The organism is Janthinobacterium sp. GW823-FHT06H09 (genome assembly GCF_058794735.1).
The window spans coordinates 30508-44136 of sequence record NZ_JBXAHC010000020.1 but is presented as its reverse complement, the minus strand read 5'-3'; the positions used below and the strand labels follow the sequence as shown (position 1 = coordinate 44136).

General features: G+C 65.6%; 8 protein-coding genes. 2 read left to right on the top strand and 6 right to left on the bottom strand.

The features are described from left to right. Positions 1–4: 4 nt before the first annotated feature. The 5 genes from AC1Q6X_RS25240 to AC1Q6X_RS25220 are packed head-to-tail and all read right to left on the bottom strand — an operon-like array spanning position 5 to position 8168. The gene (locus AC1Q6X_RS25240) at positions 5–2674 is read right to left on the bottom strand and encodes a molybdopterin-dependent oxidoreductase (RefSeq protein ID WP_492498760.1); all 2670 of its coding nucleotides are present in this window, start codon (positions 2672–2674) and stop codon (positions 5–7) included. A 22-nt stretch (positions 2675–2696) separates the two neighbouring features. Next, positions 2697–3923, bottom strand: coding sequence for an NAD(P)/FAD-dependent oxidoreductase (locus tag AC1Q6X_RS25235; RefSeq protein WP_492498759.1), 1227 nt, complete (start codon positions 3921–3923; stop codon positions 2697–2699). After that, positions 3920–4282 (bottom strand): nitrite reductase small subunit NirD, encoded by a 363-nt coding sequence (nirD, locus tag AC1Q6X_RS25230; protein WP_492498758.1) that lies wholly within the window; start codon positions 4280–4282, stop codon positions 3920–3922. The genes AC1Q6X_RS25235 and nirD overlap by 4 nt, the downstream gene beginning before the upstream one ends. Before the next feature lie 3 nt (positions 4283–4285). After that, positions 4286–6850 (bottom strand): nitrite reductase large subunit NirB, encoded by a 2565-nt coding sequence (nirB, locus tag AC1Q6X_RS25225; protein ID WP_492498757.1) that lies wholly within the window; start codon positions 6848–6850, stop codon positions 4286–4288. Positions 6851–6860: 10 nt separating this feature from the next. After that, a complete protein-coding gene (locus tag AC1Q6X_RS25220; protein WP_492498756.1) occupies positions 6861–8168 on the bottom strand; it encodes an MFS transporter in 1308 nt (435 codons plus the stop codon). Positions 8169–8502: 334 nt separating this feature from the next. On the opposite strand from AC1Q6X_RS25220, the gene AC1Q6X_RS25215 reads away from it, so the two are divergent. Both AC1Q6X_RS25215 and AC1Q6X_RS25210 read left to right on the top strand, forming a co-directional pair. Next, positions 8503–10218, top strand: a complete 1716-nt coding sequence (locus AC1Q6X_RS25215) for a CehA/McbA family metallohydrolase (RefSeq protein WP_492498755.1) — start codon at positions 8503–8505, stop codon at positions 10216–10218. Between the two features lie 214 nt (positions 10219–10432). Further along, a complete protein-coding gene (locus AC1Q6X_RS25210) occupies positions 10433–12538 on the top strand; it encodes a prolyl oligopeptidase family serine peptidase (protein ID WP_492498754.1) in 2106 nt (701 codons plus the stop codon). Between the two features lie 237 nt (positions 12539–12775). On the opposite strand, the gene AC1Q6X_RS25205 is transcribed toward AC1Q6X_RS25210, so the two are convergent. Beyond that, positions 12776–13399, bottom strand: a complete 624-nt coding sequence (locus AC1Q6X_RS25205; RefSeq protein WP_070222237.1) for a glutathione S-transferase family protein — start codon at positions 13397–13399, stop codon at positions 12776–12778. Positions 13400–13629: the final 230 nt, after the last annotated feature.

The window sequence follows — 13629 nt, the reverse complement described above, 5'->3', positions numbered from 1 at the left end:
ATGATCAGGCCGCGCTGCGCGCTTCAAGCAGCAACTGTCGTATCTCCGGCACGCAGGAGCCGCAATTGCCGCCCGCCTTGACGCAGGCCGTCACCTGCGCCGTCGTCTCCAGTTTTTGCCCGGCGATGGCCGCGCAAATGGTGTTGCGCCCCACGCCAAAGCACGAGCACACGATGGGACCGGCATCCACGCCCTTGCCGATGGGCTGGCCCAGCAGCACGCCGGCGCGATCAAGCGCATCCATTTGCGCATGCGCAAACAGGCCGGCCAGCCAGCTGCGCGACGGCAGGTCGGGACGGGGGGAGACATACACGCATTGCGCGATGCGTCCCTCGTCCAGGTGCACGGCGCGGTACACGCCGGCGCTGGCATCCGCGTAATCGAGCCAGTCGGCGTTGTCGTCCGTGACGCCGAGCAGCGCGCGCGCCCAGGCGCCGAGATCATCGATGCGCTGGCGGCCCGCCAGTTCGTAGCGCAGGAACTGCTCGCCCTGGATGCGCGTCCAGTGCGCCACGCCGTCCAGGGCCAAGGGCGTGCGGCTCAGGACAAACGCATGCCAGTGCACGCGGAATTGTTCGATGCGCACCGGCGTGTGCTTGAATTCCGGCTCGCCCGAGACGGGGTCGACGACCGGATTGACGACGGTGCCCACGCGCGCGTCGGACGCATTCGCGTCGCTCCAGTGGATGGGCACGAATACCTGGCCGCGCGCGATGCCGCCGCCATGCACGACGCGCGCCACCATCGCGCCCCAGGCGCTGGAAATGCGCGCCAGCTCGCCCTCGCGCACGCCGTACAGCAGCGCATCCTGCGGGTGAATGTCGATGAACGCTTCGGCGACGTGGCCCGACAGTTTGGCCGCCTTGCCCGTGCGCGTCATCGTATGCCACTGGTCGCGCACCCGGCCCGTGTTCAGGATCAGCGGATAGTCCTCGCCGGGCATGTTGTGCGGCGCGCGCGGCGCCGTCGGCACGAAGCGGGCGCGCCCATCCGCATGGGCGAAGCGGCCGTCGCCGAACAGGCGCGCCCGGCCCTGCGGCCACTGCTGCGGCGCCAGGGCGTCGTACTGTGCGGCATCCAGGCTGTCCAGGCCCGCCAGATTGAAAAGCCGCGCCGTTTCCGCCCCGTTGCGGAAGGTCGACAGCCGTGCGTGTTCTGCAAAAATGGCTTGCGGCGCCGCGAAATCGAAGCCGTCATAACCCATGCGGCGCGCCACGTCGCACAGCACGTCCCAGTCGGCGCGCGCCTCGCCCGGCGCCGGCAAGAACGCGCGCTGGCGCGAGATGCGGCGCTCGGAGTTCGTCACCGTGCCGTCCTTCTCGCCCCAGCCCAGGGCCGGCAGCAGCACGTCGGCATGGGCATTCGTGTCCGACTGCGCGCTGATGTCCGACACCACCACCAGCTCGCACGTGGCCAGCGCGCGGCGCACCTGGTCGGCGTCCGGCATGCTGACCAAGGGATTGGTGGCGATGATCCACACGGCTTTGACCTTGCCCGCCTCGATCGCGTGGAACAGGTCCACCGCCTTCAAGCCCGGTTTGGCGGCGATGCGCGGAGAGTCCCAGAAGGTTTGCACGGTGTCGCGGTGCAGCGGATTGTCCAGTTCAAGGTGCGCCGCCAGCATGTTGGCCAGCCCGCCCACTTCGCGCCCGCCCATCGCGTTCGGCTGGCCCGTGAGCGAAAACGGTCCCATGCCGGGCTGGCCGATGCGCCCCGTCGCCAGGTGGCAGTTGATGATGCTGTTGACCTTGTCCGTACCGGAGGACGACTGGTTCACGCCCTGCGAAAAGGCCGTGACGACCTTGCGCGTGGCGGCAAACGCCTGGTAAAACGCCAGCAGGGCTTGCGGGTCGACCTTGCAGATGCGCGCCACCTGCAGCGGGTCGCCGCAGTCCGCGTGGGCGGCCGCCAGCGCTGCGTCGAGGCCACGGCTGTGCTGCGTGACGAACTCGCCGGCGATCACGCCCTCCTTCGCCAGATAGCACAGCAAGCCGTTGAACAGCCACACGTCGGTGCCCGGTTTCACGGGCAAATGCAGGTCGACCAGTTCGCAGGTGGCCGTGCGGCGCGGATCGATCACCACCAGTTTCATCTCCGGCCGGGTTTCGCGGATGCGGGCGATGCGCTGGAATAAAATCGGATGGCACCAGGCCGTGTTCGAGCCCACCAGCACGACCATGTCGGCCAGCTCCAGGTCTTCATAGCAGCCGGGCACGATGTCTTCGCCGAACGCGCGCTTGTGGCCGGCGACGGCCGAGGACATGCACAGGCGCGAATTGGTGTCGATATTCGCGCTGCCCACATAGCCCTTCATGAATTTGTTGGCGATGTAATAGTCTTCCGTCAGCAGCTGGCCCGAGACATACAGGGCCACGGCGTCGGGACCGTGCTCGTCGATGATGGCGCGCAGGCCGCCGGCCACCTGGTCCAGCGCGCCATCCCAGGAAGCGCGCCGCAGCACGCCGTCGGCGCGCACCTGCGGGTAGAGCAGGCGCTGGTTGAGGTCCAGGGTGTCGCCCAGGGCCGAACCTTTCACGCACAGGCGGCCCAGGTTGGCCGGGTGCGTTGTATCGCCGGCGATGCGGATGGCGCCGTCGGGCAGGCGTGTCGCTTCCACGCCGCAGCCGACGCCGCAGTACGGGCAAGTGGTTTTCACGGGCATGCAGCTGGTCATGGGCGTATCCTGTTGGTCGCTGTCAGGCGGCCTGGGCGCACAGCGCCTGGCCAAACAATAAATGGGCGCGCAGCTTGCTGATGTCGCGGCGCTGCTGGATCAGGTCGAAATACCACGGACCGTCCTGCACGTCGCCATACAGCACGGCGCCGGCCAGGCGGCTGCCCTGCACCACGAGCCGCTTGTAGACGCCACGCCTCGGATCGCGCAGCACCAGGTCTTCGCTGCCCTCGCCGCCGATGATATCGCCGGCCGAATACAGGTCGATGCCCGTCACTTTCAATTTGGTGGCGCTGGCTTGCTGCACGTAGCGGCGGTGCCCGGCGCCGGCCAGATGCGCGCCGCACACGCGCGCCTGTTCCCAGATGGGCGCGACCAGACCGAAGGTGGCGCGCCGGTGCTGCACGCATTCGCCCACGGCGTACACGCGCGGGTCGTAGCTTTGCAGGCAGTCGTCGACGACGATGGCCCGTTCGCAGTGCAGGCCGGCCGCTTGCGCCAGCGCGATGTTGGGGCGCACGCCGGCCGTCATCACCACCAGGTCGGCGGGAATGCTGCTGCCGTCCGCAAACTGCACGCCTTCCACGCGGGTGCTGCCCATGATGGCGGAGGTTTGCGCCTGCATCAAAAATCGCAGACCGCGCGCTTCCAGCGCCGATTTCAGCAGCATCGATGCGGGAGGATCCAGCTGCTGGTTCATCAGGGCGCCGCTCATGTGCACCACCGTCACATCCATGCCCTGGCGCTGCAGGCCGTTGGCCGCTTCCAGTCCCAGCAAGCCGCCGCCGATGACGACCGCGTGGCGGTGCTGGCGCGCCGCCCGCAGCATGGTGTCGACATCGTCGATATCGCGAAAACCGATCACGCCGGGCAGTTCGTGGCCCGGCACGGGCACGATGAACGGGGTGGAACCGGTGGCCAGCAGCAGGCGGTCATAGCGCACCTCGATGCCCGACAGCGCCTGCACCGTGCGCGCCTGGCGGTCGATGTGTACCACGGGGTCGCCCGCGTGCAGGGTGATGCCGTTGTGCGCATACCAGTCGCGCGTGTGCAGCATGATGTCGTCCACCGTCTTTTCGCCGGCCAGCACGGGAGACAGCAGGATGCGGTTGTAATTGCCGTGCGGTTCGGCGCCGAAGACGGTGATGTCGTACAGGTCCGGCGCGAGTTTCAGCAATTCCTCGACCGTGCGCATGCCGGCCATGCCGTTGCCGACCACGACTAAAGACGGCCGTGCGGCGGTGTTCATATGGCCACCCACACCATGCCGCCGAACACGCGCGCCGGCCAGGCGGCCACCGAGTGTTCAGGCGCTTCGATGCACTCGCCGCTGGCCAGGTCGAAGTGCTGCTTGTAGATGGGCGACGCCACCACGACGCGCTCGCCGATGCTGCCCACCAGCCCGCGCGAGAGCACGGAAGCAGCGGCGTTCGGGTCGACATTGTCGATGGCGTACACGCGCGGCGCGGCATCGCCGACGCGGAACACGGCCACGTGCCGGCCGCCCAGCAGCGCGCACACGCCCGTGTCGGGCACGATGTCCGTCAAGGGGCAGATGGCCACCCAGTTGTCGGCGGTGGCGCTGTTCAATTCATTCATCGCATTCATGGCTCACGCCTCCACGGCAAGGATGGGGATCACGGTGCTGCTGCGTTCAAGGGGCGTGGCGGGCCGGATCTGACCCCGCTCTTCGACGAACACGACGTTTTCATCGTTCTTCCCGCTGTTGACGAAATGGCGGAAACGCTGGCGCACGGCAGGGTTGGAGACGGCTTCCTTCCACTCGCAGGCATAGGTGTCGACCACGTGCTGCATGTCCGCTTCCAGCTCGTGGGCGATGCCCAGACGGTCGGCCACGACGACGGCTTTCAGGTAGTCGAAGCCGCCTTCCAGGTTGTCGCGCCACACGCTGGTGCGCTGCAGGCGGTCGGCCGTGCGCACATAGAACATCAAAAAGCGGTCGACATAGCGCACCAGGGTCGCTTCATCGAGATCGGATGCCAGCAGTTCCGCATGGCGCGGCTTCATGCCGCCGTTGCCGCACACGTACAAATTCCAGCCTTTTTCCGTGGCGATCAGGCCGATGTCCTTGCCCTGCGCCTCGGCGCATTCGCGCGTGCAGCCGGAGACGCCGAACTTGATCTTGTGCGGCGTGCGCAAGCCCTTGTAGCGGTTCTCCAGTTGAATCGCGAAGCCCACGCTGTCGGCCACGCCGTAGCGGCACCAGGTGGAGCCGACGCACGATTTCACCGTGCGCAGCGACTTGCCGTAGGCGTGGCCCGACTCGAAGCCGGCCGCGATCAGCTCTTCCCAGATGGCCGGCAACTGGTCCACGCGCGCGCCGAACAGGTCGACCCGCTGTCCGCCCGTGATCTTCGTATAGAGACCGTATTTTTTCGCCACCATGCCCACGGCGATCAAGCCGTCGGCCGTCACTTCGCCGCCCGGCATGCGCGGCACGACGGAATACGTGCCATCCTTCTGGATATTACCGAGAAAATAATCGTTACTGTCCTGCAGGCTGGCGTGCACGGGCGACAGCACGAAATCGTTCCAGCAAGACGCCAGGATATTCGCCGCCACAGGCTTGCACACGTCGCAACCAAGACCCTTTCCATGCGCGGACAGCAGCGCGCCGAAGCTGCGGATTTTTCCCACGCGCACCAGATGGTGCAATTCCTGGCGCGAGTACGCAAAGTGTTCGCACACGTGGTTGTTCACGGCCAGACCCTGCTTCTGCATTTCCGCCTTCATGATCTGCGTCACCAGCGGCACGCAGCCGCCGCAGGCCGTGCCGGCTTTCGTGCAGGATTTTAATGCGCCGATGCTGGTGGCGCCATCGGCGACGGCCGCGCACAGCGCGCCTTTCGACACGTCGTTGCACGAGCAGATTTGCGCCGACTCGGGCAAGGCGTCCACACCGAGTCCCGTCTTTTGCTGGCCGTCCGCCTGCGGCAGGATGAGGAATTCCGGCGATGCCGGCAGCTCGATCTTGTTGAGCATCATCTGCAAGAGCGTGCCGTACTCGCTCGCGTCGCCCACCATCACGCCGCCCAGCAGGTATTTGCCGCAGTCGGAAACGACGATCTTCTTGTAGATCTGCTTGCGCTCGTCCATGAACTGGTAGGAGCGGCTGCCCGGCGCATTGCCGTGCGGGTCGCCCAGGCTGGCCACGTCCACGCCCATCAGTTTGAGCTTGGTGCTCATGTCGGCGCCCTTGAACGAGGCTTCGCCCGCTTCTCCTTCTTCCTCCTGCAGCAGGTGGCGGGCAGCGATGCGGGCCATTTCGTAGCCGGGCGCCACCAGGCCGAACACCAGGCCGCCCCACAGCGCGCATTCGCCGATGGCATAGATGTCCGGGTCGGAGGTGACGCAGCGGTCGTCGATGGCGATGCCGCCGCGCGGTCCCACGTGCAGGCCGCAGGCGCGCGCCAGTTCGTCACGCGGGCGGATGCCGGCCGAAAAGACGATCATGTCCGCTTCCAGGTGGCTGCCGTCGGCGAACTGCATGCGGTGCGTGGCTGATTCGCCGTCGACGATGGCCAGCGTATTCTTTTGCGTGTGCACGGTCACGCCCAGCTCCTCGATCTTGCGGCGCAAGACGCGCGCGCCGCCCTCGTCCACCTGCACGGCCATCAGGCGCGGCGCGAATTCCACCACGTGGGTGTCGAGCTTCAGGTCGCGCAAGGCTTTCGCGCATTCGAGGCCCAGCAGCCCGCCGCCGATCACCACGCCCGTGGTGGACTTGGCACCCCAGGCCAGCATGGCTTCCAGGTCTTCGATGGTGCGGTAGACGAAGCAGCCATCGCGCTCCTTGCCCGGCAGCGGCGGCACGAACGGCGTCGAGCCGGTGGCAAACACGAGTTTGTCGTAGGCCAGCACTTCACCCGTGCTGGCAGTGACGGTTTTCGCCGCGCGGTCGATGGACACGGCGCGCGCATTGAGCTTTAACACGACGTTGCCCTTGTCGAAAAAGCCGGGCGCCACCAGCGACAGGTCCTCGGCCGATTTGCCGCTGAAAAATTCGGACAGGTGCACCCGGTCGTAGGCGGGGCGCGGCTCTTCGCACAAGACCGTCACGGACAGGTGCGGCGCGTTGTCCAGGGCCAGCCGTTCGAGGAATTTATGCCCGACCATGCCATGGCCAAGGACGACGATCTTCAGGGGGTGGTTCATTGCGCTCTCCTCAGGCCGCGGCCATGTTCGGTTCGGCCGCCAGGCCCGTGAAACGGGCGGCGATGGCGCACAGGGCCGAAATCACCACCAGCGCGCTGAGAATGATCAGGGTCTGGCGGATGTCGCCCGTGCCTTTCATCAGGAAACCGGCCGCCACGGCGCCCACGTTGCCGCCTGCGCCGATGATGCCGGCCACGCCGCCGAGAGCCTTGCTGTCGATGAAGGGCACCAGCGCGTAGGTGGCACCGCACGCCATGTGGGTGAACAGGCCGAAGACCAGCATGGCGATGACGGCCCAGGTGACGCTGTCGACCTTGGCAAACCACAGCAAGCCCACGCCTTCGCCTATCATCAGCATGAACAGCAGGGTCACGCGGCTGTTCAGGTTGCCGCGCAGGGCCAGCTTGTCGGACAGCCAGCCGCCCAAGGCGCGGGCAAACAGGGCCAGCAGGCCGAAGCTGCCGGCGGCCAGGCCCGCCGATTTCAAGGACAGGCCAAAATGGTCGACGTAGTAGACGGCGGCGATGTTGTGGATGAAGATTTCTATGCCGAAGCAGGCGCCGTAGGTGACGAACAGCAGCCAGACGCGATAATTGCTGCTGGCGGCCTTGAAGCTGTCCCAGCCACCGCTTTTACCACCACCTTTACCGCCTTCGATGGCGGTGCCGGCGGCGCGCAAGTCCGAATAATTACCTTCAGGGCAATCCTGCGTATAACGCCAGTACAGCACGGCCATCACCAGCATCAGCACGCCCGGCACCAGCAGGGCCACGCGCCAGCCCAGCGATTCGGACACGCCCAGCATCAGCACGGCGCCGAGCAGCAGCGGCATCAGCGCCTGCGCCGCGCCGCCGCCCGCATTGCCCCAGCCGGCGGCGGCCGCGTTTGCCGTGCCGACAACACGCGGGGCGAACATCACGGAGGTGTGATATTGCGTGATGACAAAGCTGGCGCCGACGGCGCCGATGCCCAGGCGGAAGAACAGAAAGCTTTCATAGCTTTGCGACGCGGCCACGCCCAGCACGGGAATGGCGCCGAGCAGCAGCAAGCCCGTGTACGTCTTGCGGGGGCCGTAGCGGTCGCACAAGGGCCCGACGATCAGGCGCACGAGGATGGTGATGGCGACGGCCGCGATATTGATGTTTGTCACTTGCGCCAAAGAAAGGCCGAACTCGCCCTTGATGACAGGCATCAGCGGGGCGCAGGCGAACCAGGCGAAGAAACACACGAAAAATGCCATCCACGTGAGGTGGAATGCCCGCATGGGCGGCGTGGCGAGGGAGAAGAGCGCGATGCGCGTTGCTTTTTGGCTGGCCATGATGGTTTCCCGAAGTATCCCGAAAATAACAAAGATGCAAACAAAAACGGCGCCCGCCCCCGCCGATGAAAAAATCAGCCAGAGCGGACGCCGTTGTCCAGGTGGTCCGTCGTTGGACCGTTGTGCGTTTATTCAGGGGATCGCCGTTGATCCGTCCCTTCTGTTTAGCAAGCGCCGTGCCAGGCCCGTCCCAAGGGCAGGGTGCCTATTTGTACGGACTTTGCGCCAGGTCATGGCACCTGGCGGTGCAGGCACGCCTCTTCTTGGTGCGTCGGGGAACTCGAAAGTGCAATGTTTGTCTAATTGATATTGAGTTCATGAAGCGGAGGCCGGCATGTTCGGGCAACTGCGGCAATGGCAGCCACGGCGCGGCTTGGCGCGCGCGCTGGCATGCGTCTGCGTGGGTGCGCTCTTGATCGCCTGGAGTAACACCGCCGCAGCGCAAGATGGCTCTCCCGAACCGAGGGAGCACAGCGAGCTGGACGCGACCGTGTTCGCACCGTTCCACGCGGCGCGCGGCGAACGGGTCACGCAGGCGCGCACATTCGTCGTGCGCCTCACGTATCCGGACGAAGGCCGCGCCCATGCCGTGCGCTGGACCCTGACCTTGTCCGGTCCCGGTCCGCAAGGCGCCGTGCTGCGGCGCTGGTCGGGCACGGAACAGGTGGGCGCCGGCGGCAAGCGCGTGAACTTGCCCTGGGATGGCCGCGCCGATGCCGATGCGCGCGAACGGCGCATGCTGGCGCCGGACGGCTTGTACGCGCTGCGCCTGCTGGCCGTGGCCGATGCCGGCACGCCGCACGAAGCGCAGGTGGAACAGCAATGGCAAATCGCGGTGCAGCGGGGCGCCAGCACGGCGCCCCGGGTGCCCGCCTTCCAGGCCGGCCTGCAACAACTGTCTCGCCTGGATGAGGAGCCCGGCTACCGCATCGTCTACGCCAACCTGCACAGCCAGACGCGCCACAGCGACGGCGGCGCGGCGCTTGATGCCTGCCATGGCGCGCAGGAGCCGCAAACGGCGCCGTTCGGCCCCATCGACGCCTATAAATATGCGCAGGATCACGGCCTGGACGCCCTACTGACATCCGAGCACAACCATATGTATGACGGTTCGGACGGAACCAATCCCGCAGCCACGCCTGCCGAAGCGAAGGCCTTGTACCAGACGGGGCTGGCCGAAGCGGCCGCCTATACAAACGCCCACCCGGGTTTCCTGGCCCTGTACGGCATGGAATGGGGCGTCATCAACAAGGGCGGCCACCTGAACATCTTCAATAGCGACCAATTGCTGGGCTGGGAAAGGAATGCCCGGGGCGAATTGCTGGCCGACCTGGAAACGCCGAAAAACGACTACGCCGCCCTGTATGCGCTGATGCGCGAACGGGGCTGGATAGGCCAGTTCAACCACCCTGCCTATGCGGGCCAGTTTCTCGTCGATGGCCAGCCGCTCGGCTACACGCCGGACGGCGATGCGGCCATGGTGCTGTGCGAAGTGATGAATACATCCGCGTTTTCCACCAACGACCAGGAAACGGAAACGCGGCGCAGCAATTACGAGGCGGCCTGCAACCGTGCCCTGGCGGCCGGCTACCACGTGGCCTTCAGCAGCAACCAGGACAACCACTGCGCCAACTGGGGCGCGTCGTACGGCAACCGCACGGCCGTGCTGGTGGCCAGCCCGGCCGCCGGCATGCCCGTGTCACGCGACAGCTTCCTCGACGCGCTGCGCGCGCGCCGCGTCTTTGCCACCATGGACAAGCACGCGCAGCTGCTGTTCACGGCCAATGGCAAGCTGATGGGCGAGCGTTTCGACAACCACGGGCCCTTGCAACTGTCTACCAGTTTCAGCAACAGCGCGGGCCGGCAAGCGGCGGCCGTCGCCATTTTCCACGGCGTACCGGGCGGCAACGGCTCCGTCACGCAACTGTCGGACCAGGCCGAGCTCACCGTCACGCCCGCGCCCGGCCCCCATGTCTATTACGCGCGCCTGACGCAGGACGACGGCAACATCGTCTGGTCGGCGCCCGTGTGGGTCAATCAGCTGCCGTGAACGCCGCGCATCAGGGCACGGCAACGGCACGGACTGGTACACCAAGTGCCGCAGATTCTACGGCCCTGCTCTTTTCCAGCAAACAATATTGGAAAAGTAACTATTTTTTCAGGTAGCCGTCCATAGACACTGGTTCCTCACAGCAATCCATGGCACCATGGCTGCGCCGTTTTGCCTGCAACGCGGCCTCCACCGGACCAACCAGGAACCTTACATGTCGTCATATCGCACTCTCGCCGGCAGCATGCTGCTCGGCCTGGCCGCAGCGGGCATCGCCCACGCGCAAGCCCCCGCCCCTGCCGCCGCCAACACCGATCCCCACCTGTGGCTGGAAGAAGTCCTCGGCGACAAGCCGCTGGCCTGGGTCAAGCAGCACAATGCCGTCACCACCAAAGAGCTGGAAGCCCAACCCGGCTTCGCGGCCCTGCAGGCGCGCCTGAAAACCATCCTCAACTCAAAGGAACGCATTCCCTACGTCAGCAAGGAAGGCGCGTTTTACTACAATTTCTGGCGCGACGCCCAGCACGTGCGCGGCATCTGGCGCCGCACCACCCTGGCGCAGTACCAGCTGGCCGAACCCGCGTGGGAAACCGTGATCGACCTCGACCAGCTGGCCGCCGGCGAGAACGAAAACTGGGTCTGGGGCGGCGCCTCCTGCCTGTATCCGAAGGGCGAACGCTGCCTCATTTCCCTGTCGCGCGGCGGCGGCGACGCCAAGGTGGTGCGCGAATATGACGTGGCCAAGCGCGCCTTTGTCGACGGCGGCTTCACCCTGCCCGAAGCGAAAGGCAGCGCCAGCTGGATCGACCAGGACACCTTGTTCGTGTCCACCGATTTCGGCCCCGGCTCGATGACCAGCTCGGGCTACCCGCGCATCATCAAAGAGTGGCAGCGCGGCACGCCGCTGGCGCAGGCGCACACCTTGTATGAAGCCAAACCGGACGACATGAGCGCGGGCGCCTACAAGGACTTCACGCCCGGCCACGAACACCAGTTCATCGAGCGGCAAATCGATTTCTACAGCGGCGAAATGTTCCTGCGCGAAGGCGCCGATCTGAAAAAAGTGCCGAAGCCGGACGACGCGACGGCCTTCACCGTACGCGATCAATTGATCATCACCCTGCGCTCGGACTGGAAAGTGAACGGCAAGACCTACGTGCAAGGCTCGCTGCTGGCGTCCGACTTCAAGGCCTTCATGCAGGGCAAGCAGGAGCTGGAATTGCTGTACGCGCCCACGGCCACCTCGTCGCTGGACAATGTCACGGCGACGAAATCGACCATCCTCGTCACCACCCTGGACAAGGTTAAGAACCGCCTGACGGAACTGCGCCACGTGAACGGCAAGTGGCAGCGCCGCGCCGTCGACGCGCCGAAGCTGGGCACCCTGGCCGTCAGCGCGCTCGACCCGGTCGATTCGGACCAGTACTTCCTGACGGTGACCGACTTCCTCAATCCGACCACCCTGTACCTGGCCACTGCGCAAAGCGACCAGCGCACGAAAATCAAGTCGCTGCCCGCCTACTACGATGCGGCGCCGTACAAGGTGGAGCAGTTCGAATCGACGTCGAAGGACGGCACCAAGGTGCCCTACTTCGCCATCATGAACAAGAAGACGAAGTTCGACGGCAGCAACCCCACCGTGCTGTATGGCTATGGCGGCTTTGAAGTGTCGCTCAAACCGAGCTACAGCGGCACCACGGGCGTGGCGTGGCTGGAAAAGGGCGGCGTGTATGTGCTGGCGAATATCCGCGGCGGCGGCGAATTCGGCCCCCGCTGGCACCAGGCGGCGCTGAAGGAAAACCGCCAGCGCGCGTATGACGATTTCATCTCGGTGGCGCAGGATCTGATCAAGCGCAAGGTCACCAGTCCGCGCCACCTGGGCATCATGGGCGGCAGCAATGGCGGCCTGCTGACGGGCGCCGTGCTGGTGCAGCGTCCCGATTTGTTCAACGCCGTCGTCAGCCAGGTGCCGCTGCTCGACATGCGCCGCTATAACAAGATGCTGGCGGGCGCTTCGTGGATGGGAGAGTACGGCGATCCGGACGTGCCGGAACAATGGGCCTACATCAGCAAGTACTCGCCGTATCAGAACGTCTTCAAGGACAAGAAATATCCGCGCGTGCTGTTTACCACCTCGACACGCGACGACCGCGTCCACCCAGGCCATGCGCGCAAGATGGTGGCGAAGATGGAAGAGCAAGGCCACGACGTGCTGTACTGGGAAAACACGGAAGGCGGCCATGCGGGTGCCGCCAACAACGACCAGCAGGCGCTGATGTGGGCGCTGACCTACACCTTCCTGCACGAGCAGCTGAAGTAAATGGTGATGTCGGATGACGCGTTCCGCTAATCCGACCTACCGGGCTGTCGGTAAACGCAGGTCGGCGTAGGTCGGCGTAGGTCGGCTTAGCCCAACGGGCGTAAGCCGACAACATTGTTGGCCCGCCCGCGATGATGTTGGATTACGCGTCCCGCTAATCCAACCTACGGGGCGTAGGTCGGCTTAGCCCAACGGGCGTAAGCCGACAACATAGTTGAAGCGGCCCGCACGCAAGGCCTACTTCGCCTGCGCGCTGGGCCGCTCGGCGATGCGGTCGCGGTAAGCCTGCAGGTTGGACAACCCTTCCGCGCCCGGCCGGTACTTCATCAGCCCGCGTACAAATTCCAGTGCGCAGAAGGCCGTGATGTCGGCAATCGTAAAGCGTTCGCCGGCGATGTAGGGCTGGTGGGCCAGCACCTGGTCCAGCCATTGCGCCGTCTCGCGCAGCTTGCCCGCCTGCGCCGTGGCGAAATCGGGAAACTGCGGGTTTTCCAGCGCCACCAGGGCCGGATGACCGTGACGCACCCAGTTGGCGGCGGCGCTGAACAAATGCAGTTCCACGCGGCGGTCGGCCATTTCAATGAAGGCGCGCTCCTCGAATCCCTCGCCCATCAGGTTCGGCTGCGGCTGCAAGCCTTCCAGGTAGGTGCAGATGGCGCGCGTCTCGGTCAGCACGCGTCCGTCGTCCAGTTCCAGCACGGGCACGCGGCCCAGCGGGTTTTTCGCCAGGAAGGCGGGATCGCGGTGATGGCCGGCCATCAGGTCGAGCGCCACTTCCTCGATGCCGGTGATGCCCTTCTCGGCGATGAACATGGTGACGCGGCGCGGATTGGGCGTGCGGGGGCTGATAGTGAGTTTCATGTGCAGGTCTCGTCTCGTTATGGTGGTGGCCAATCAGGCGCGGCACCAGCCTGTGGCAATGCAGTCAGACGCCCATCATACCAGCGCACCGGCATGGTGCGGCGCCCCTGGCGCGTTGACTTTGCCCCCGTTTCGCCTTAGATTGCTGTACGGGAACGCTGGCCGCCAGTTCCAGCGATGTCCCCCACACGTCATCAACGCCCGCAGCCTATCCGGCTGGCGGGCGTTTT

What these genes read in the sequence shown, in the direction of transcription:
- nirD (WP_492498758.1), bottom strand. Translation starts at nt 4,282, where the DNA reads ATGAATGCGATGAATGAATTGAACAGCGCCACCGCCGACAACTGGGTG.
- AC1Q6X_RS25215 (WP_492498755.1), top strand. Translation starts at nt 8,503, where the DNA reads ATGTTCGGGCAACTGCGGCAATGGCAGCCACGGCGCGGCTTGGCGCGC.
- AC1Q6X_RS25210 (WP_492498754.1), top strand. Translation starts at nt 10,433, where the DNA reads ATGTCGTCATATCGCACTCTCGCCGGCAGCATGCTGCTCGGCCTGGCC.
- AC1Q6X_RS25235 (WP_492498759.1), bottom strand. Translation starts at nt 3,923, where the DNA reads ATGAACACCGCCGCACGGCCGTCTTTAGTCGTGGTCGGCAACGGCATG.
- nirB (WP_492498757.1), bottom strand. Translation starts at nt 6,850, where the DNA reads ATGAACCACCCCCTGAAGATCGTCGTCCTTGGCCATGGCATGGTCGGG.
- AC1Q6X_RS25205 (WP_070222237.1), bottom strand. Translation starts at nt 13,399, where the DNA reads ATGAAACTCACTATCAGCCCCCGCACGCCCAATCCGCGCCGCGTCACC.
- AC1Q6X_RS25240 (WP_492498760.1), bottom strand. Translation starts at nt 2,674, where the DNA reads ATGACCAGCTGCATGCCCGTGAAAACCACTTGCCCGTACTGCGGCGTC.
- AC1Q6X_RS25220 (WP_492498756.1), bottom strand. Translation starts at nt 8,168, where the DNA reads ATGGCCAGCCAAAAAGCAACGCGCATCGCGCTCTTCTCCCTCGCCACG.